The organism is Microbacterium sp. TS-1, from assembly GCF_000509385.1.
Lineage (GTDB): Bacteria > Actinomycetota > Actinomycetes > Actinomycetales > Microbacteriaceae > Microbacterium > Microbacterium arborescens.
Genome location: NZ_BASQ01000001.1, coordinates 382,464 through 400,915, shown reverse-complemented (window position 1 = coordinate 400,915; position 18,452 = coordinate 382,464). Strand labels below are relative to the sequence as shown.

At 69.6% G+C, this 18,452-nt stretch carries 20 protein-coding genes; 10 read left to right on the top strand and 10 right to left on the bottom strand.

The window, feature by feature from the left end; genetic code table 11:
• Window positions 1–24 precede the first annotated feature (24 nt).
• Window positions 25–285: a 5'-3' exonuclease gene (locus tag MTS1_RS01795; RefSeq protein WP_023950875.1), complete on the bottom strand. Its 261-nt coding sequence runs from the start codon at window positions 283–285 to the stop codon at window positions 25–27.
• A gap of 116 nt (window positions 286–401) precedes the next feature.
• On the opposite strand from MTS1_RS01795, the gene msrA reads away from it, so the two are divergent.
• From msrA to MTS1_RS01770, 5 genes are all read left to right on the top strand, one after another.
• Complete coding sequence (gene msrA / locus MTS1_RS01790; protein ID WP_023950873.1) at window positions 402–929, top strand: peptide-methionine (S)-S-oxide reductase MsrA; 528 nt, start codon at window positions 402–404, stop codon at window positions 927–929.
• A gap of 153 nt (window positions 930–1,082) precedes the next feature.
• Entirely contained in the window at window positions 1,083–1,574 is a 492-nt protein-coding gene (gene ssb, locus MTS1_RS01785) for a single-stranded DNA-binding protein (protein WP_023950871.1), read from the top strand.
• Window positions 1,575–1,612: 38 nt separating this feature from the next.
• Entirely contained in the window at window positions 1,613–2,104 is a 492-nt protein-coding gene (locus MTS1_RS16760) for a hypothetical protein (RefSeq protein ID WP_233494885.1), read from the top strand.
• A 56-nt stretch (window positions 2,105–2,160) separates the two neighbouring features.
• Window positions 2,161–3,840 carry an energy-dependent translational throttle protein EttA gene (ettA, locus tag MTS1_RS01775; RefSeq protein ID WP_023950865.1) on the top strand — a complete coding sequence of 560 codons (1,680 nt, stop codon included), beginning with the start codon at window positions 2,161–2,163 and terminating at the stop codon, window positions 3,838–3,840.
• Window positions 3,833–4,360 carry a thioesterase family protein gene (locus MTS1_RS01770; protein WP_023950864.1) on the top strand — a complete coding sequence of 176 codons (528 nt, stop codon included), beginning with the start codon at window positions 3,833–3,835 and terminating at the stop codon, window positions 4,358–4,360. Before ettA ends, MTS1_RS01770 begins: the two co-directional genes overlap by 8 nt.
• Here MTS1_RS01770 and MTS1_RS01765 read toward each other — a convergent pair.
• Window positions 4,348–5,286 (bottom strand): acyl-CoA thioesterase II, encoded by a 939-nt coding sequence (locus tag MTS1_RS01765; RefSeq protein WP_052007549.1) that lies wholly within the window; start codon window positions 5,284–5,286, stop codon window positions 4,348–4,350. The genes MTS1_RS01770 and MTS1_RS01765 overlap by 13 nt on opposite strands.
• Before the next feature lie 20 nt (window positions 5,287–5,306).
• On the opposite strand from MTS1_RS01765, the gene MTS1_RS01760 reads away from it, so the two are divergent.
• Window positions 5,307–5,981 (top strand): hypothetical protein, encoded by a 675-nt coding sequence (locus tag MTS1_RS01760; protein ID WP_023950860.1) that lies wholly within the window; start codon window positions 5,307–5,309, stop codon window positions 5,979–5,981.
• A 1-nt stretch (window position 5,982) separates the two neighbouring features.
• Here MTS1_RS01760 and MTS1_RS01755 read toward each other — a convergent pair whose 3' ends face one another.
• The 7 genes from MTS1_RS01755 to pepN all read right to left on the bottom strand — a co-directional run bounded on the left by MTS1_RS01755 (window position 5,983) and on the right by pepN (window position 13,930).
• Window positions 5,983–6,453, bottom strand: a complete 471-nt coding sequence (locus tag MTS1_RS01755; RefSeq protein ID WP_023950858.1) for a globin — start codon at window positions 6,451–6,453, stop codon at window positions 5,983–5,985.
• Window positions 6,450–7,571, bottom strand: coding sequence for a mechanosensitive ion channel family protein (locus MTS1_RS01750; protein WP_023950856.1), 1,122 nt, complete (start codon window positions 7,569–7,571; stop codon window positions 6,450–6,452). Before MTS1_RS01750 ends, MTS1_RS01755 begins: the two co-directional genes overlap by 4 nt.
• 46 nt (window positions 7,572–7,617) lie before the next feature.
• Window positions 7,618–8,292, bottom strand: coding sequence for a response regulator transcription factor (locus MTS1_RS01745; protein ID WP_023950854.1), 675 nt, complete (start codon window positions 8,290–8,292; stop codon window positions 7,618–7,620).
• Window positions 8,282–9,544: a sensor histidine kinase gene (locus MTS1_RS01740; RefSeq protein WP_023950852.1), complete on the bottom strand. Its 1,263-nt coding sequence runs from the start codon at window positions 9,542–9,544 to the stop codon at window positions 8,282–8,284. The genes MTS1_RS01745 and MTS1_RS01740 overlap by 11 nt, the downstream gene beginning before the upstream one ends.
• Before the next feature lie 10 nt (window positions 9,545–9,554).
• Window positions 9,555–10,364, bottom strand: a complete 810-nt coding sequence (locus MTS1_RS01735) for an ABC transporter permease (RefSeq protein WP_023950850.1) — start codon at window positions 10,362–10,364, stop codon at window positions 9,555–9,557.
• Window positions 10,361–11,275 (bottom strand): ABC transporter ATP-binding protein, encoded by a 915-nt coding sequence (locus MTS1_RS01730; protein ID WP_023950848.1) that lies wholly within the window; start codon window positions 11,273–11,275, stop codon window positions 10,361–10,363. The genes MTS1_RS01735 and MTS1_RS01730 overlap by 4 nt, the downstream gene beginning before the upstream one ends.
• 108 nt (window positions 11,276–11,383) lie before the next feature.
• Window positions 11,384–13,930, bottom strand: a complete 2,547-nt coding sequence (pepN, locus tag MTS1_RS01725; protein ID WP_023950847.1) for an aminopeptidase N — start codon at window positions 13,928–13,930, stop codon at window positions 11,384–11,386.
• 112 nt (window positions 13,931–14,042) lie between these two features.
• On the opposite strand from pepN, the gene MTS1_RS01720 reads away from it, so the two are divergent.
• Genes MTS1_RS01720 through MTS1_RS01705 form a run of 4 tightly spaced genes read left to right on the top strand, consistent with a single transcriptional unit; the run spans window position 14,043 to window position 17,755 of the window.
• Window positions 14,043–14,588: a ribose-5-phosphate isomerase gene (locus tag MTS1_RS01720; protein WP_023950846.1), complete on the top strand. Its 546-nt coding sequence runs from the start codon at window positions 14,043–14,045 to the stop codon at window positions 14,586–14,588.
• Window positions 14,588–15,598: an Fpg/Nei family DNA glycosylase gene (locus MTS1_RS01715; RefSeq protein WP_023950845.1), complete on the top strand. Its 1,011-nt coding sequence runs from the start codon at window positions 14,588–14,590 to the stop codon at window positions 15,596–15,598. Before MTS1_RS01720 ends, MTS1_RS01715 begins: the two co-directional genes overlap by 1 nt.
• A gap of 4 nt (window positions 15,599–15,602) precedes the next feature.
• Window positions 15,603–16,256, top strand: coding sequence for an FMN-binding negative transcriptional regulator (locus tag MTS1_RS01710; protein WP_023950844.1), 654 nt, complete (start codon window positions 15,603–15,605; stop codon window positions 16,254–16,256).
• Window positions 16,253–17,755: an amidohydrolase gene (locus MTS1_RS01705; protein ID WP_023950843.1), complete on the top strand. Its 1,503-nt coding sequence runs from the start codon at window positions 16,253–16,255 to the stop codon at window positions 17,753–17,755. The genes MTS1_RS01710 and MTS1_RS01705 overlap by 4 nt, the downstream gene beginning before the upstream one ends.
• Window positions 17,756–17,864: 109 nt before the next feature.
• On the opposite strand, the gene MTS1_RS01700 is transcribed toward MTS1_RS01705, so the two are convergent.
• Complete coding sequence (locus MTS1_RS01700) at window positions 17,865–18,350, bottom strand: DNA starvation/stationary phase protection protein (RefSeq protein WP_023950842.1); 486 nt, start codon at window positions 18,348–18,350, stop codon at window positions 17,865–17,867.
• Window positions 18,351–18,452 lie beyond the last annotated feature (102 nt).

Sequence of the window (18,452 nt, the reverse complement as noted above, 5' to 3'; positions counted from 1 at the left end):
GGTCATCAGGGGCGCCGGCGGCGGTCAGCGGGAAAGGCGAAGGGTGTCGGACGCCTCGCTCATTCGCCAGAACTCACCGATGGCTCGGAAAGCGCGAGACGGCGCGTGGAAGCGGAGGGCGCGGAACCGGTCTCCGGCAGGCGTCTGCACGCGCTCGACGAGACCGTGCACGTGGCCGTCGGCCGCGACGACGCGCCAGCGATCGGCGCTGAGCGCGACGAGCCTGCTTCGCGGCTGCGCCCGGGCGGCCGGGGGCTGATCGATCTGCGCCTGCATCGACGACATGACTTCCTCCTCGAGATCGAGGCTAAGAAGGGGGTCCGACATCTGCGGGAACACGCGGGCGGTGGCAGTGGTTGGCTAGGGTGAGACCTCGCGCAAGCGGGAGAACGGAGCTTTCCATGACCACCACATTCATCCTCGCCGGCGGCTGCTTCTGGTGCCTCGATGCGGCGTATCGCGCGCTCGATGGTGTGTCAGAGGTCGTGTCGGGATACATCGGCGGGCACGTTGCGAACCCGAGCTACGAGGCGGTCTGCACGGGAACGACCGGTCATGCCGAGGCGGTGTCGGTGACGTTCGACCCCGACGTCATCCCGGCCGACGTCATCCTCGATGCCTTCTTCACGATGCACGACCCGCGCCAGCTCAACCGCCAGGGCGCGGACGTCGGCACACAGTACCGTTCGGCGATGTTCCCGCTCGATGACGCTCAGCTCGAGCTGTTCACCGCCGCGCGCGACCGGGCCGACGAGATGTGGGGCGGTGGTGTCGTGACGACCATGGAGCGCGCCGACACGTTCTACCCCGCCGAGGAGTACCACCAGGACTTCTTCGCGAAGAACCCGGGGCAGGGATACTGCCTCGCGGTCGCCGTTCCGAAGGTGAACAAGGTGCGCGCTCGGTTCGCGGAGTACGCCCGCAGCTGACTCCTCCCCAGCGCCGCACGTGGGCGGTTCTGCACGGATGTGCGGAACCGCCCACGTCGTTTCAGGACCGGCGGTGAAGCTGGAAGCGCTTCGGCACTCGACGGGCACTCGGGTGCCGAAGCGTCCCCTTCCGTGCCTTGCTGAGGAGCACTCATGTCAGATCGCATCACCGTCATCGGCAACATCGCCACCGAGCCCGAGCAGCGCCGCACGGGGACCGGCATCCCGGTCACGAGCTTCCGCCTCGCGAGCAGCCAGCGCTATCGAGACGCGCAGTCCGGCGAGTGGGTCGACGGCACGACCAACTGGTACCGGATCAGCGTGTTCCGCGCGCTCGGCGAGAATGCGTTCGCATCCCTGCGCAAAGGGCAGCGCGTCATCGTCGACGGGCGGCTGCGGCTGAAGGAATGGGAGGCGGGCGAGAAACGGGGCATCGAGATCGAGATCGACGCCGACGCGATCGGTCCCGATCTCAAGTGGGGGACGGCGACGTTCCAGCGCAACCCGCGCGCGGATGCCGCCGGTGCCGAACCCGCGGTCGCGACGGCGAGCCTCCCGGCCGCGGTCGACCCCGTGACCGATGGGGGAGAGTGGGCTGTCGCGCCGGTAGCCGCCTCGGACACCGCCGGGTCGACGCCGTTCTGACGCGAGGGGCGACGGGCCCCGCCGTCTAGAATTCGGGCATGCGCCTGCTCCGTTCTCCGTCGGCTCGCTCTGTCGTGGGAACGGTCGGCGCCGTCGTCGTCGCGGCGTCCCTCACCGGATGCTCGATGCTCTTCCCGGAGGAGCCCCCCGTCGCACCCGCCGCGCCCACGGCTGAGCCGACGGCGACGGCGGGGCCCGCGCCCCTGTCGCCCGAGAGCACGGCAGCCGACAATCTGCCCCTGTTCACCCAGGTGATGAATCAGGTCGCGGAGTCGTCCGACAGCGTCGCGGGCCGCGCCTACATCGACGCGCTGGTGGCGGCGGGCTTCGACAAGTCCGCGATGCAGGTGACGGCCGACCGCACCTCCGTCGACGATCCCGTCGACAGCCTGCAGTTCTCGGTGCTCTGGGCGGGGGAGTGCCTCGTCGGGCAGGTCGGTCCCTCGACGCCCGCGCCCACCGCGATGGTCCTCCCCGAACTGCCGAGCGGCGGCTGCCTGATCGGGCAGACCCGCCCCATCGACTGGTGAATCGCGGCCTCCGAGCGGACGGACTCCTCGCCCTCCCGGACTAGACTCGAGGCGTTATGGCCGAATACATCTACTCCATGGTCCGCGCCCGCAAGGCCGTCGGCGAGAAGCTCATCCTCGACGACGTCACGATGGCATTCCTTCCCGGTGCCAAGATCGGAATGGTCGGCCCCAACGGCGCCGGTAAGTCGACGATCCTGAAGATCATGGCGGGCCTTGATCAGCCCTCCAACGGCGAGGCGAAGCTCACGCCGGGCTACTCGGTCGGCATCCTGATGCAGGAGCCGGAGCTCGACGACACCAAGACCGTGCTCGAGAACATCGAGGCCGGCGTCGCGATCAAGCCCAAGCTCGATCGCTTCAACGAGATCTCGGCGCTGATGGCCGATCCCGACGCGGACTTCGATTCGCTGCTGGCCGAGATGGGCACACTCCAGGAAGAGATCGACGCCGCTGACGGGTGGGACCTCGACTCCCAGCTGCATCAGGCGATGGAAGCGCTGCGAACCCCGCCGGCGGATGCCTCCGTCGCCCCCCTCTCGGGCGGTGAGCGCCGGCGCGTCGCGCTCGCGCGGCTGCTGCTGCAGAAGCCCGACCTGCTGCTCCTCGACGAGCCCACGAACCACCTCGATGCCGAGAGCGTCCTGTGGCTCGAGCAGCACCTCCAGGCCTACAAGGGCGCCGTGATCGCCATCACCCACGATCGGTACTTCCTCGACAACGTGGCCGAGTGGATCGCCGAGGTCGACCGCGGTCGCCTCATCGGCTACGAGGGCAACTATTCGACGTACCTCCAGAAGAAGGCCGAGCGCCTCGACATCCAGGGCAAGAAGGACGCCAAGCTCGCGAAGCGTCTGAAGGACGAGCTGGAGTGGGTGCGCAGCTCGGCGAAGGGCCGCCAGACCAAATCGAAGGCACGTCTCGCGCGCTACGAGGAGATGGCCGCCGAGGCCGAGCGCACGCGCAAGCTCGACTTCGAGGAGATCCAGATCCCGGCCGGTCCGCGCCTGGGCAGCGTCGTCATCGACGCGAAGAAGCTCCACAAGGCGTTCGGCGACCGCGTGCTGATCGACGGACTGAGCTTCAACCTCCCGCCCAACGGCATCGTCGGCGTCATTGGTCCGAACGGCGTGGGCAAGACCACGCTCTTCAAGACGATCGTGGGTCTGGAGCCGCTCGACGGCGGAGAGCTGAAGATCGGCGAGACCGTCAAGATCAGCTACGTCGACCAGTCACGCGGCAACATCGACCCCGAGAAGACCCTGTGGGAGGTCGTCTCGGACGGTCTCGACATCATCACGGTGGGCAAGACCGAGATCCCCTCGCGTGCCTACGTGTCGAAGTTCGGGTTCAAGGGACCCGATCAGCAGAAGAAGGCCGGCGTGCTCTCGGGCGGTGAGCGCAACCGCCTGAACCTCGCGCTGACGCTCAAGGAGGGCGGCAACCTCCTGCTCCTCGACGAGCCGACCAACGACCTCGACGTCGAGACCCTCAGCTCGCTGGAGAACGCGCTGCTGGAGTTCCCCGGTTGCGCCGTCGTCATCACCCACGACCGGTGGTTCCTCGACCGCATCGCGACGCACATCCTCGCGTACGAGGGCACCGAGGAGAACCCTGCGCAGTGGTATTGGTTCGAGGGCAACTTCGAGGCGTACGAGGCCAACAAGGTCGAGCGGCTCGGCGCGGATGCCGCGAACCCCGCCAAGTCGACGTACCGCAAGCTCACACGTGACTGAGTTCACGTCGGAGACGGTGGCCTCGGTGGTGACGACCGCCGGGGCCACCCGCGTCCGGATCCCTATTCATCTTCGCTGGGGCGACCTCGACGCTCTCGGGCACGTCAACAACACCTCGATGCTCAAGCTCCTGGAGGAAGCGCGCCTGCGCGCGTTCTGGAAGCCCGAGATCGGGCTGCCCGGGCCGTCAACGGCGATCCTCAACGCGCTCAGCCTGTCGGCCGAGACGATGACGCTGATCGCCCGGCAGGAGATCGAGTACCTCGCACCGGTCCCGTACGGTCAGCGTCCGCTGGACGTGCAGCTGTGGATCGGGCGTATCGGCGGCTCGAGCATCGACGTCTGCTACGAGGTCTATAGTCCTCGAGGCGAGGACGTGCAGACGTGCTACGCCCGCTCGACGGCCGTCGTGGTGATGGTCTCGACGGAGACCGGCCGACCCGTGCGGCTCACGGACGACATGCGCCGGGCCTGGACTCCGATCGTCGGGGAGCCCATCGCCTACGCTCACCGACGCTGATCGTCTTCCGCATCGCCAGGAGCGGGTACGCGCACCATGATCTCTTGCGCGACGCTCGCGATCAGGGTGCCCGCACGGTCGTAGATGCGTCCCCTCGAGAGGCCGCGGCCGGCCCGGGCGCTCGGCGACTCCTGGACGTAGAGGAGCCATTCGTCGACCCGCGCGAAACGGTGCCACCACATCGCGTGGTCGAGGCTGGCGACCTTGAGGCCCGGGGTGGCCCACGCCAGCCCGTGCGCCCGGAGCACCGGCTCCTGGATCGTCAGGTCGCTGAGGAACGCGAGCGCCGCCCGGTGCACCGCGGGATCGTCCGGCAGGGCGGACCGCGTGCGCGCCCACACCGCCTGGTTCGGTGTCCTGGCAGTGTCGGGCTCCAGGTAGATCGGCCTCGTGACGTGACGCAGCTCGATGGGACTGGCCGAGAAGATGCGCCGGCTCAGCGGATGCATCCCGCTCAGCTGTTCCTCCAGAGCGGGCAGGTCCTCGGGTTGCGGCATACCGTCGGGCATCGGCTCCGCGTGCTCGACGCCGGGATCCTCATCCTCGAATGAGGCGATCATCGAGAAGATCGGCATCCCGTTCTGGAACGCCTGGGTCCTCCGGGTCGAGAAGGATCGGCCGTCGTGGATCCGGTCGACGGAGAACGTGATGTTCCGTGACGAGTCGCCCGGACGGAGGAAATACCCGTGCATCGAGTGCGGTACCCGTTCAGCGGGCACGGTGCGCATCGCGGCCATCGTCGCCTGGGCGAGCACCTGTCCACCGAACACACGGCCCTGGGGCATCACCTGCGACCTGCCGGTGAAGATGTCCTCCGTCGTCCGCGCCTCGCTCGACGAGAGATCGAGCACCCTGAGCATCGCAGCGACGGGATCCGTCTCTTCTGCGGGGCTGTCGGGCCGGGGCTCTGAGCTGTGTGCGGGCATCGCTCGGTAGTCTAGGACGGATGTCCGAGCGTCTCCTGTTCCCGCATCCCGAGGTCGCCCGCGACGTCCTGACCTTCGCCGGCCGCGCGGCCCGGCACGGCGACGGGATCGTGCGGCTGCAGGCACGTGGCGGTCTCCTGGCCCTCTCGTGCGCACCGCTGTCGCCGCGCTCGCTCACCGATCCGACGCCGTTCGTCTTGGCGCTGCGGACCGCCCGAGTCGATCCCGAGCTCGAGTGCGACCTCACCGTCGATGCCGCCGCTCTGGCTCCGGATGCCGACGACGGTCGTGCCGTCCGGCTCCCCGACAGCGGCGTCACGGCGGCATGGGCCGGGGTGTCGCCTCCCCGCGCCGGGTGGCGCGAGGCGGGAAGCCTCGACTCGGCCCGGGTCTCTCTGCGCGCCCAGTGGGGGATCGCCGCCGTCGCTCGCCAACTGCCGACGGGAGCCGGCGACGACGTCGTTCACCGCGTCCGGTCGTCGGTCTGGGGCGCCCCCGACGAGGACCTCGCCGGGCTGCCGCTCGGCGTGGCGTTCGCAGCGGTCGGGATGGGCTTCATCGCGGGCGCCGAGCAGCCGGTCGTCCGCCGGACCGATGTGTGGACGCGCGTGTCGTTCGCCCGCGGCCACGTGCTGACCCGGGGACCCGTCGCCATGGGACTCACCCCGGTGCGCGCGACCGGGCCGGCACGGTGAGTCAGCCCGGCCGGGACGTGTCCGTGGCTGGTGCCGGATTCAGATCGAACGTCGGCCGCCGTTCGGAGCCCTGCGGACCGATACCGGCGGGCTCGAACGTGTTCACCATCGCGTACGCGGCACGCTCGAGGTAATCCCACAGGGTGGCTTCGTGCAGCGGGGCGAGGGCGAGCTCGTCGAGGGCGGTGCGCATGTGGCGCAGCCAACGGTCGCGGGCGTCGGGATCGACGTGGAACGGGCGGTGACGCATACGCAGCCGCGGGTGACCCCGCTCCTCGCCGTAGGTGCTCGGACCGCCCCAGTACTGCTCGAGGAACATGGTGAGCCGGCGCGCTGCGGGAGCGAGGTCGGCCTCGGGGTACATCGGCCGCAGCACGTCGTCTGCGGCGACCTCCCGGTAGAAGACGTCGACGAGGCGGACGAAGGTGTCGTGCCCGCCGACCTCGTCGTAGAAGCTGACCGGGTCGTTCACGGAGTGTCCTTCTGATGGTCGGGTGAATCGCCGTCTTCGGCGTGGGAGTCGCGAGCGTCGGGCGACCCCGTCGCCGCAGTCGAGCCCCTGCGCTTCGGCCGCCACTGCGGACGCCCCTTCACCTGCGGCGGCGCCACGGGCTGCGGCTTCGTCCGCGGCGGGTTCGCGCCTCGGACGCTCTGGGCGCCCTCGAAACCCGTCAGGATGGTCGAGTTCAACTGAGGGATCTTCACGCCCAGTTCGTCCAACGCCTGCTTGAGTCGTACGCGCAAGGCTCGTGCGACGTCGTCCTTCGCATTGGGCCGGGTCTTGACGACGACGCGGATGACGAGGGCGTCGCCGCTGATCGATTCGAGGCCCCAGAGCTCGGGCTTCTCGATGATGCGGCTGCGCCACTTGGGCTCTCGAGCGAGGTCCTTGGCGGCGTCGAGCACGGTCTTCTCCACCACCTCCACGTCGGCGTCCGTCGGCACGGCGAGGTCGATGATGACTCGTGACCAGCCCTGCGACATGTTGCCGATACGGGTGATCTCGCCGTTTCGGACGAACCACAGGGTGCCGTTGACGTCTCGGACGTGCGTGACGCGCACGCTGACGTATTCGACGATGCCGGTCGCGAGGCCGAGGTCGACGACGTCACCGATGCCGATCTGGTCCTCGGCGACGATGAACATGCCGTTGAGAACGTCCTTCACGATGTTCTGCGCTCCGAAACCGAGACCCGCGCCGACGGCGGCTGACAGGAGCGTGAACGAGCCGAGGATGCCGGGGCTGAGAACCCCGACCACCATGAGCAACGCGACGATGACGATCGTCACGTTGACGATGTTGGTCAGGATCGACCCGAGCGTTCGAGTGCGTTGAACGATGCGCACCTGTGCCAGGGGCGACATGTCGATCGCTCTCGTGTCCTCTGCCTCGGCGCGTGTCTTCGCGCCGCGCACGATGCGGTCGACGATGCGCGCGATCAGACGACGCATCAGCCACGACAGCGCGAACGCACCCAGGACGATCCCGGCGACCGCGACGATGTTCCATCCCGCCTCGCTGAGGAACTTCCAGAACTCTTCGACGGGGAACTCCCAGGCGAGCGGGACGGCAGCGGTCACGGTGGTCATCGATCCGATAGTAACGAGCCCAGCCATGACGTTCCCGAGAAGGCCGTCAGACGTCGACGCCGGGCTCGGCGAGCCCGTGCGCGATGAGCACGGCGTGCACGCGGTCCCGCGCGGGCAACTTCGTGAGGATGCGGCCGACGTGGGTCTTCACGGTCGATTCGCTCAGGAACAGCTCGGCGGCGATCTCGAGGTTCGTCAGCCCTCGGGCCATCGCTGCCAGGACGTCCGCCTCCCGCGCCGTGAGCACGGCAGGCGTGGTGGGCTCCGGAGCGGGGAGCCCGGTCGCGGTGACGAGCTCGATCATCCGCCGAGTGATCCGCGGGGCGAGGGTGGCCTCGCCTGCGGCGACTGCGCGTACCGCCGCCACCAGCTCGTCGCGGCGCGCATCCTTCAGAAGGAAGCCGCCGGCACCGGCGCGGAGCGCTCCGAACGCGTACTCGTCGAGGTCGAACGTCGTCAGGACGAGAACGGCGACGCGCGGGTGCTCAGCCCGGATCCGCGCGGTGGCTTCGATCCCGTCCACCCCGGGCATGCGGACGTCCATGAGCACGACATCGGGAGAAGACGCGGCGACGACCGCGAGCGCGGCCGCTCCGTCTGCGGCCTCGCCGACGACTTCGATGCCCTCAGCCGATTCGAGCACCATCCGGAACCCGAGCCGGATGAGCTGCTGGTCGTCGACGATCAGCACGCGGATGGGCGAGCGATGATCAGCGGTCATGATTCTCCTGTCCGAGAGGGATGCGGGCGTGGACGCGCCAGCCGCGGCCGGTTCCTGGGCCGGCCGTCACCGTGCCGCCCGCCAGGACGACGCGCTCCCGCAGGCCGCGCAGGCCATACCCCGATGACGACGTCTGCGCGGGCGCGACGGGCTCGCCGTCGTCGACGATGTCGACCTCGACGGCATCCGGGCGGTATCCGACGCCGACGTCGATGCGTTCGGCGCCACGGGCGTGGCGCATTGCGTTGGTGACGCCTTCCTGGACGATCCGCGAGATCGCCAGCTGTACCGCGCTGCTGAGCTCCGGCCGGTCGCCTGAGACGGTCAGCCGGGCGTCGAACCCGGCTGCACGGGCCGAGTCGACCGTCTCGACGGTCGTATCCCGGGCCAACGGGGCGAGCGGAGCGGCATCGTCCTCGCGCAGGATGCCGAGGGTCGCGCGCATGTCGCGCAGCGCCTCGCGACCGGTCGAAGCGATCGCGGTGGCGCCGGGCCGTGCCCGGTCGATGTCGCTCGAGGCGGCCACGCCCTCGGCCAGGGCGACCATCACGGTGAGCGAATGCGCGACGATGTCGTGCAGCTCTCGGGCGATGCGGTCGCGCTCGGCCGCCGCTGCGAGGCGGGCTTGCTGATCGCGCTCGACGACGAGCTGGCGCGATCTGTCGATGAGGGCTGCGACATAGCGATGGCGGTTGCCGACGTTGGTTCCGATGAGCGACCCGATGAGGGCGGCCAGCCCCTCGCCGACCAGCGCATTCCACGCGATCGTGGGGCCGATGACGCCGGTGAACGCGAGGGCGGCGACCGACGCGGCGAGGGCGCCGAGCGCGACGCTGACGCCGATCAGACAGGCTCGGGTGCTGCGATGGACGGCGAGGGTGTACGCCGCGACCCCGAGCATGGGCCCGCCGGTCGGAGCGGGCGCCAGGAGGTACGCGAAGGCGACGACGACCGCGCAGAGGAACACCAGGGTCGGAAAGCGCCTGCGCACGAGCAGGGAAGCGCAGGCCAGAACGACGACCACCATCACGACCGGCCCGGTGAACGGCCACATGCGACCGACACCGACCGCGTCGTCGATATGGTCGGTGAAGCTCGTGGCCGGGACCAGGGAGAACGCGAGACACAGCAGCGCCGTGAGGATGTCGGCGAAGACGGGATGCCGTGCCCAGAACCTGCGAAGCACCCCCGGCGGACGCGGAAGCCGCAGCTCGTCGTCTGGAGACGACGGACTGCGGCTTCCGGGGGACACCCCTCGTACCCTACGCGTCGGTCGCGCGAAGGATCGCCCAGCCGCCGAGCAGCGTCGCCGCGGGCCAGGCGAGCAGGGTGATGAGCCCCGTGGCGAAGTCGTCGCTTCCCGGCGACGTCACCGTCTGTGCGGCACTCGAGGGCAGGTACTGCGCGAGATCGACGATCCACGACCAAGACTCGCCGCCGAAGGTGAACAGGCTGAGCACGATCGGCGCGACGAAGAGGAGCCCGACCGTGGCTGCGATCGCGCCGGCGCCGCTGCGGATGATGAAGCCCCAGCCGAGCCCCAGCAGGGCGAACGTGGCCATCGCGAGGACGCCGAATGCGAGGGGCATGACCGACGAGTCAGCATCCGACCAGTCGATGGCCCGGTCGCCGAAGATGGGCGCCGACGCGATGACGGAGATGATCGTCGTCACGACCGTGGTCGCCGCGAGGAGCAACGCGAGCACCGCCGCCTTCGCCAGCAGCACGGCGCCACGGCGCGGTTCGGCTGTCAGGGTCGACCGGATCATGCCGGTGGAGTACTCCCCAGTGATCGCCATGGCCCCGAGGATGCCCGCGACGAGCATCGTGAACTGCATCGGTGCGACGATCGCGTTCACCGGCGGGAAGTCTCCGGCGAAGTCCTGCGACGCCCATGCCATGAGCAGCGACATCCCGATCGCCAGGACAGCGGTGACGCCCAGAGACCACCAGGTCGAGCGCAGGGTGAGGAGCTTGATGGCCTCGCTGCGGAGAAGCCTGCCGAACGACAGACGCACGTTCGGCTGCGTGGCGTGCGGGCGCGCCGGGGTCTGCACGGCGGTGGCGGTCATCGGACGGCTCCCTTGGTCTGGTATTCGACCGAGCCCTCGGTCAGCGCGAGATAGGCGTCTTCGAGCGATCCGGCGCGCGGCGTGAGCTCATGGAGGGGGATCCCATGTGCCGCAGCGGCGTCGCCGATCGCTGCGGCGCTGAGCCCCGCGACCTGCAGGAGCCCGGGTTCGCCCGTGGTCACGGCGACGTCGGGGCCGGCGATGAGGCGGGTGAGCTCGTCGGCGCGCGGTGTGCGGACGACGACCGAGTTGCTCGTCCACGAGCGGACCAGGTCGTCGATGGCGGCGTCGGCCAGCACCTGGCCGCGGCCGAGGACGATGACGTGGTCGGCGGTGAGGGCCATCTCGCTCATGAGGTGGCTCGAGAGCAGGACCGTACGCCCCTGCGCAGCCTGCCCGCGCACGAACTGCCGCACCCACCGGACGCCTTCGGGGTCGAGGCCGTTCACCGGCTCATCGAGGATGAGGGTCTGCGGATCGCCGAGGAGCGCGGCGGCGATGCCGAGGCGCTGCCCCATCCCGAGGGAGAACTTGCCGGCCCGCTTGCCCGCCACCGAAGCGAGACCGGTGATCTCGATCACTTCGTCGACACGGGAACGCGGGATGCCGTGGGTCGCGGCCATGGCGCGGAGATGGTTGCGTGCACTCCGGCCGGTGTGCACGGCCTTCGCGTCGAGGAGGATGCCGACCTCGGTGAGGGGCGAGCGCAGCGAGCGGTAGTCGCGACCGTCGATCGTGACCCGGCCCGATGTCGGCCGGTCGAGCCCGACGATCATCCGCATCGTGGTGGACTTGCCTGCGCCGTTGGGGCCGAGGAAGCCGGTCACCTTGCCCGACTGCACGGTGAAGCTCACCCCGTCGACGGCTGTCTTGTCTCCGTACCTCTTCGTGAGGCCTTCTGCAACGATCATGCGCCCCACGCTATCGACGGGCGCACGCCGCCGTCGTCCGCCGGGAGTGCCGAGAACGACGATGGGCGTCGTACCGGAGTACGACGCCCATCAGCATTGCGAATGACGTCAGTCCTGGGCGTCGCGCTCCTGCACGGCGAGCGCCCGTTCGACACCGGCGAGGTTCTCGGCGACGAGACGGCGCAGGGCCGCAGGCGCCTCGGCGTTCTGCGAGAGCCACGCACGGGTCGCGTCGCGCAGGTCGGTGTTGGCGAGGGCCGCCGGGTACAGGCCGACGATGAGGTACTGCGCGATCTGGTAGGTGCGCGACTCCCACACCGGGAGCAGCATCCGGAAGTACTCGTCGACGAAGTCCCCGAGGTGTGCCGCGCCCGCCGGGTGGGTGAAGCCGGCGGCCGCCGAGCGCACGACGGTGTTGGGCAGATCGTCGTTCTCGATGAGGGAGGCCCACGCGGCCTTCTTCGCTTCGGCCGTGGGGAGCGCGGCCCGGGCCTGCGCGGCGAACTCCCCGCCCTTCGCGGTGTTGTCGGCCGCCAGCGCGGCGTCGATGTCCGCCGCCGAGACGGCGCCCGACGCGGCGAGCGAGACCAGAAGCGCCCAGGACAGGTCGGCGTCGATCTCCAGCCCCGGCAGGACAGTGTCGCCCGAGCGCAGCGCGCGGACGACGTCCGCGTGGGCGGCGGTCGATGCGGCCGACGCGAAGGCGGTCACGAACTGCAGCTGGCTGTCGCTTCCGGCCTCGGCCCGCTGAGCCAGTTCCCACAGCCCGTCGGCGACGCGCGCACGGGCGGCATCGCGGGTGCGCGGATCGACGTACGAGTTCGCGGCGAGCTGGAGCTGTCCGAGCGTGGTGCGCACCGTGGTGGACTCGGTCTCGGTGCCGATGTTGCGAAGCACCAGGTCGATGTAATCGGTCGCCGATGCCTCGGCGTCGCGGGTCTGGTCCCATGCCGCACCCCAGACCAGGGACCGCGCGAGCGGGTCGCTGATCTTCGCGAGGTGCTCCACCGCGGTGCGGAGCGAGCGCTCGTCGAGGCGGATCTTCGCGTAGGCGAGGTCCTCGTCGTTCAAGAGCACGAGGTCGGGCTGCACACGTCCCTTGAGCTCGGGCACCTCGGTGAGGTCTCCGTCCACGTCGAGCTCGACGTGGTGCGTGCGCACGAGTGCGTCGTCCTTGAGCGAGTAGAACCCTACGCCGAGACGGTGCGGACGGATGGTGGGGTAGTCGGCCGGTGCTGTCTGGACGATGGCGAAGCGGGTGATGACCCCGTCGGCATCCGTTGCGATCTCCGGCTCGAGCGTGTTCACGCCCGCGGTCTCGAGCCACTTCTTCGACCAGGTCTCCAGCTCGCGGCCACTGGTGGCCTCGAGCTCGGCGAGCAGGTCCGACAGCTCGGTGTTGCCCCACGCGTGCTTCTGGAAGTACGCCGAGACACCGGCGAAGAAGGCTTCGACACCGACCCACGCCGCGAGCTGCTTGAGCACCGAGCCGCCCTTGGCGTATGTGATGCCGTCGAAGTTGACCTGCACGTCCTCGAGGTCGTTGATCCGGGCCACGACGGGGTGCGTCGACGGAAGCTGGTCCTGGCGATAGGCCCAGGTCTTCTCCATCGCGTTGAACGTCGTCCAGGCCTCGGTCCACTCGGTGGCCTCGGCCGTCGCGATGGTCGACGCCCACTCGGCGAACGACTCGTTGAGCCAGAGGTCGTTCCACCACTTCATCGTGACGAGGTCGCCGAACCACATGTGCGCGAGCTCGTGGAGGATCGTCACGACACGACGCTCCTTGACGGCGTCGGTGACCTTGGAGCGGAAGACGTAGGTCTCGGTGAAGGTCACCGCACCCGCGTTCTCCATGGCGCCGGCGTTGAACTCCGGTACGAAGAGCTGGTCGTACTTCGCGAAGGGATAGGGCACGCCGAACTTCTCCTCGAAGTACGCGAAGCCCTGACGCGTCTTGTCGAAGACGTAGTCGGCGTCGAGGTACTGCCACAGGCTCTTGCGCGCGTACACGCCGAGCGGGATGACGCGGCCGTCCGCGCTGGTGAGCTCGGAGAAGACCTGCTCGTACGGACCGGCGACGAGTGCGGTGATGTACGAGGAGATCCGGGGAGTGGGCTCGAAGGCCCAGGTGGCCGTCCCGCCGTCGCCGGGAACCGGCTCGGGCGTGGGGGAGTTGGAAACGACCTTCCACTCGGCGGGGGCGGTGATCGTGAAGCGGAACTCCGCCTTCAGGTCGGGCTGCTCGAAGACGGCGAAGACACGACGCGAGTCCGGGACTTCGAACTGCGAGTAGAGATAGACCTCGCCGTCGACGGGGTCGACGAACCGGTGCAGGCCCTCGCCGGTGTTGGTGTAGAGGCAGTCCGCGTCGACGATGAGCTCGTTCTGCGCCGCGAGGCCGTCGAGCGCGATGCGCGAGTCGCTGAAGGCCGCGAGGTCGATCGCGCGCCCGTTCAGCGTGATCTCGCGGACGTCGCGCGCGATCAGATCGACGAAGGTCGAGGCGCCCTCGGCGGCGGCGAAGCGGATGACGGTGCGGGAGCGGAAGATCTCCGCGCCGACGGTCAGATCGAGTGCGACGTCATAGCTCTGCGTGTCGACGATCGCGCGGCGCTCCTGCGCCTCGTTGCGGGTGAGGTTCTCTCCAGGCACGTGCGTTCTGCTCCCAGGGTCGGGGTGAGGATTCGGGGCCGCGCGCTGCTGGCGCCGACGGCAACCGTGCCAGCCTACGCTTTCGGGGCTCGCACATTCATAGGATGGTGCCATGCGCATCCACATCGCGACCGACCACGCCGGTCTCGAGTTCTCCACTCAGCTCCAGCACCATCTCGCCGAGGCGGGTCACGACGTCGTCGACCATGGCCCGATCGAGTACGACCCTCTCGACGACTACCCGGCATTCTGCATTCGCGCGGCACAGGCCGTGGTGCGCGACCAGCAGGCCGGCGTCGAGGCTCTCGGCGTCGTGTTCGGCGGTTCGGGCAATGGCGAACAGATCGCGGCGAACAAGGTGCACGGGGTCCGCGCCGCGCTCGTGTGGAACATCCCGACCGCAGAACTCGCACGAGAGCACAACGACGCGAACGTGATCGCGATCGGCGCCCGCCAGCACACGTTCGACGAGGCGGTGACCTTCATCGACCGCTTCATCGCGACTCCCTTCAGCGGCGAGGAGCGTCACGCGCGCCGGATCGGTCAGCTCGCGGCGTACGAGGCCGACGGCAGCCTGCTGCCCGACCCGCGAGCGGGTGCGGAGGGCACCACCTCGCCCCTCCCGGCCACCGACTCGTTCGATCCGGAAGCGGGCTGATGCCCGAGGGCCACTCCGTCCACCGCATCGCCCGGCAGTTCGAGCGCAACGTGGTCGGACGCGTCGTCAGTGCGTCGAGCCCGCAGGGCCGGTTCGCGGAGGGCGCGGCGGTCCTCGACGGTCGCGAGGCGATCGAGGCGCGAGCGGTCGGCAAGCAGATGTTCCTCGCCTTCGAGGACGACGTCTGGCTGCGCGTCCACCTCGGCATGTACGGCGCGTGGGACTTCGCAGGCGAGATCGTCGTCGACCCGACGATCGCGTCTGCGAACGGGCGGATGGGGCACACGAACCAGCGCGGCACCGAGGTCGCACCGATCTTCGACAGCGCGGGGGAGAACTCCCTCAGCTCGATCGGAGCGCCGAGACGAGCGCGCGGGCGGGTCCGCATGAGCGAACAGACCACGGGTCTCGGTGACGACGGCGCCGCAGCGGGTGACGAGGAGTGGCCTCCGCCTGTGGTCGGCCAGGTGCGCCTGCGCCTGCTCACCGATGCGACCTGCGCCGACCTCCGGGGGCCGACGGCCTGCCAGCTGCAGACGCCCGAGGAAGTGCAGGCGACGATCGCGAAGCTCGGGCCCGATCCCTTGGTCGACGACCTCGCCGAGGGCGAGGAGCGGTTCACCGCGACGGTCCGCCGGAAGCCGACGCCGATCGGCCTGCTCCTCATGGACCAGAGCGTGGTGAGCGGGATCGGGAACGTGTACCGCGCCGAGATGCTCTTCCGAGCCCGTGTGAATCCTCATACACCGGGGCGCGACGTTCCGGAGGAGACCGTCCGGCAGCTGTGGCGCGACTGGGTCCGGCTGCTCGCGATCGGCGTCGAGACCGGCCAGATGATGACGATGGATGATCTGGACCCCGAGGCGTGGCGCCGCGCGATGGCCCACCGCGACGATCGGCACTGGGTCTACCACCGCGCGGGCCTGCCGTGCCGCATCTGCGGCACGGCGATCGTCCTCGAGGAGATGGCATCGCGCAAGCTGTACTGGTGCCCCAACTGCCAGAGATGAGCGCATGAGACAGAACCCGAGTTTCGCGATGACGGATGTCGCCGAGCTGCGCCGTGTGATCGATGAGAACCCTTGGGTCACGATCGTCAGCGCGGCAGCCGGCGGGCTCGTCGCCTCGCACTACGCCGTCCTCCTCGACGATGAACGCGACGACCTCACGATCGTGGGGCACGTCGGCCGCCCGGACGACGCGCTTCTCGGGCTCGGCGAGACCGAGATGCTGGTCGTGGTCCAGGGGCCGCACGGATACGTGTCGCCGCAGTGGTACGGCGACGTGCCGGCGGTCCCGACCTGGAACTTCGTATCGGTTCACCTCTCCGGCGTGCCCGAGATCCTCACAGCGGAGGAGAACCTGCGCGTGCTCGAGCGTCTCGTCGACCGATTCGAGGCCGGCGTCGGCACACCGCGCGGCATGTGGTCGGCTCCGAACGACGCCGACTTCGTCGGGCGTCTCGAGCGCGGCACGGTCGGATTCCGCCTCTCGCCGTCGCGCGTCGAGGCCAAGCGCAAGCTGAGCCAGAACCGGCCGGATGCCGTGGTCGACACCATCATCGCGCAGCTGGAGGAGGGCGCGACGCCATACGCGGACCCGCGGCTGGCCGGCGAGATGCGCCGCGCGCACGATGCGATTCGGGCGGGCCGGGAGAAGTCATCGTGAGCGCTCCCGCGCGCGGTGACGAGGTCGACGTCATCGCGGATGTCCGGCTGACAGGACCCGGCAGGACAGACCCCTTCGGCTCGGACCCGGTCGACGTGCACCTCGCGCGAGGAACCGTCGTCGACATCGCGCCCGCCGGTGCTCTGCCGAGGCGCGGTGTGGTGCTCGACGCGTCCGGCGGATGGCTGCTTCCCGGGCTCTGGGACCACCATGTCCACACCGTTCAGTGGGCGCTGGCGGCCCGGCGCGTCGATCTCGAAGGCATCTCGAGCGCTGCCGAGGCGGCCGCCGTGATGGGGCTCACGGGCCCGGACCACGATGGTCGGCGGATCGGCTCGGGCTTCCGCGACGCACTCTGGCCGGATCGGCCCTCCCTCGAGATGCTCGACGCGGTGACCGGCGACGCGCCGACGTATCTGATCAACTCCGATGTGCACAGCGTGTGGCTCAACAGCGCGGCGCTCCGACGCGAGGGGATGTCGGCACCCGACGGTGTGCTGCGCGAGGAACCCGCGTTCGAGATCTCACGCCGGTTGAACGCCCTCGACCCGTCTCTTGCCGACGCGGCGGTGATGGAAGCGTTGTCCGCCGCGGCCGCCCGCGGCGTGGTCGGCATCGTCGACCTCGACATGGCGTGGAACGCCGAGGCCTGGGCTCGTCGCCTCGCACGCGGATTCGACGCCGTGCGCGTGTCGTTCGGCGTCTACGCCAGCATGCTCGAGAGGGCGATCTCCGCCGGCCTGGAGACCGGCGACACGATCGACCCGGCCGGGCTCGTACGGATGGGGCCGTTCAAGGTCATCACCGACGGTTCGCTGGGCACGCGGACCGCGGCGTGCTCCCATCACTACCCAGGAGCCGAGACCGACTTCGGGGTCATGACGGTGCCTCCGGACGATCTCGTCGCGCTGATGCGGCGGGCGACCGGCGCCGGCATCTCCTGCGCGGTGCACGCGATCGGCGACGTCGCGAACTCCCACGCCCTCGACGCCTTCGCCACGACGGGCGCCACCGGCACGATCGAGCACGCTCAGCTGGTCGCCCACGCCGATATGCCTCGTTTCGCGCGTCTCGGTGTCGGAGCCAGCATCCAGCCCTCGCACGCTGTGGACGACCGCGAGATGGCCGAGGAATTCTGGGCCGGGCAGACCGCGGTCGGCTACCCGATGCGCGAGCTCGTCGATGCGGGCGCGAATCTGCTGCTGGGCTCGGACGCGCCGGTCGCTCACCTCGACCCGTGGACCACGATGTCCGACGCGGTGTTCCGCACGCGAGACGAACGCGAGCCGTGGCGACCCCACCAGCGGATCTCCGCCGCGGTTGCTCTCGCGGCTTCCACCGCGGGCGGCTCCGAGACCGGCTCTGCGATCGAGCCCGGTGCCGTCGCCGATCTCGTCGTCGTCGACCGCGACCCGCTCGCCGCTTCCACCCCGGCCGCCTTGCGGGCGACCGCCGTGGAAGCGACTCTGCTCGCCGGTCGCGTGACGCACATCGGCTGACGCCGGCTCGACCGGATCTACCGCGAGAACGACGAAACGGCGCGGCGATCGGTGAGGCGCGCTGTGCTGCCCGGGTCCGATCGACGCGCCGTTCCGTCGGCGCCGGGAATTACTCGGCGAGGTGCGCGAGCAGGAACCAGCGGTCCTTGTCGACGCCGCGCTTGATCTCGATCGCGACATCCTGGCTCGACAGGTCGACCTCGTCGAGGCCGTCGATCGCGGCCTGCAGGTCGACGAGAGCTGCGTCGATGTCGGACACGATGGCCTTGATCTCGTCCTGCCACTGCGCGAAACCGGCGGGGACGGCGGTGCTGGTCTTGTCGGCCATGGTCGAGACTCGGGAGTCGATCGGCAGGCCCAGGGCGACGATGCGCTCGGCGGCGGTGTCGGCGTAGTCCTGCGCGTGGGCGACGACCGAGTCGAGCAGCTCGTGGATCGCGATGAAGTTCGAGCCGCGGACGTTCCAGTGCGCCTGCTTGCCGTTGACGACCAGCGCCTGCATCTTGTGCACGACCGGGGTGAGGAACTGCGCGGCAGCCGCGGCGACCTCGGGGTCGGCGGTGAGGGCGGGGGTGGTGATGTTGGTGTCGGTCATGTCTGCGCTCCTTCTGGCAGGTCGTGGCCTGCATCTGTCCAAACGCTACTCACGCCGGAACATTCCGCAAGCAAGAGAAGGCTGGGCTCACCAGGGGTAACG

What these genes read in the sequence shown, in the direction of transcription:
- MTS1_RS01765 (WP_052007549.1), bottom strand. Translation starts at nt 5,286, where the DNA reads ATGCCCGCACACAGCTCAGAGCCCCGGCCCGACAGCCCCGCAGAAGAG.
- ssb (WP_023950871.1), top strand. Translation starts at nt 1,083, where the DNA reads ATGTCAGATCGCATCACCGTCATCGGCAACATCGCCACCGAGCCCGAG.
- MTS1_RS01720 (WP_023950846.1), top strand. Translation starts at nt 14,043, where the DNA reads ATGCGCATCCACATCGCGACCGACCACGCCGGTCTCGAGTTCTCCACT.
- MTS1_RS01750 (WP_023950856.1), bottom strand. Translation starts at nt 7,571, where the DNA reads ATGACCACCGTGACCGCTGCCGTCCCGCTCGCCTGGGAGTTCCCCGTC.
- MTS1_RS01700 (WP_023950842.1), bottom strand. Translation starts at nt 18,350, where the DNA reads ATGACCGACACCAACATCACCACCCCCGCCCTCACCGCCGACCCCGAG.
- MTS1_RS01735 (WP_023950850.1), bottom strand. Translation starts at nt 10,364, where the DNA reads ATGACCGCCACCGCCGTGCAGACCCCGGCGCGCCCGCACGCCACGCAG.
- MTS1_RS01795 (WP_023950875.1), bottom strand. Translation starts at nt 285, where the DNA reads ATGTCGTCGATGCAGGCGCAGATCGATCAGCCCCCGGCCGCCCGGGCG.
- MTS1_RS01715 (WP_023950845.1), top strand. Translation starts at nt 14,588, where the DNA reads ATGCCCGAGGGCCACTCCGTCCACCGCATCGCCCGGCAGTTCGAGCGC.
- MTS1_RS16760 (WP_233494885.1), top strand. Translation starts at nt 1,613, where the DNA reads ATGCGCCTGCTCCGTTCTCCGTCGGCTCGCTCTGTCGTGGGAACGGTC.
- msrA (WP_023950873.1), top strand. Translation starts at nt 402, where the DNA reads ATGACCACCACATTCATCCTCGCCGGCGGCTGCTTCTGGTGCCTCGAT.
- MTS1_RS01745 (WP_023950854.1), bottom strand. Translation starts at nt 8,292, where the DNA reads ATGACCGCTGATCATCGCTCGCCCATCCGCGTGCTGATCGTCGACGAC.
- MTS1_RS01730 (WP_023950848.1), bottom strand. Translation starts at nt 11,275, where the DNA reads ATGATCGTTGCAGAAGGCCTCACGAAGAGGTACGGAGACAAGACAGCC.
- MTS1_RS01710 (WP_023950844.1), top strand. Translation starts at nt 15,603, where the DNA reads ATGAGACAGAACCCGAGTTTCGCGATGACGGATGTCGCCGAGCTGCGC.
- MTS1_RS01760 (WP_023950860.1), top strand. Translation starts at nt 5,307, where the DNA reads ATGTCCGAGCGTCTCCTGTTCCCGCATCCCGAGGTCGCCCGCGACGTC.
- ettA (WP_023950865.1), top strand. Translation starts at nt 2,161, where the DNA reads ATGGCCGAATACATCTACTCCATGGTCCGCGCCCGCAAGGCCGTCGGC.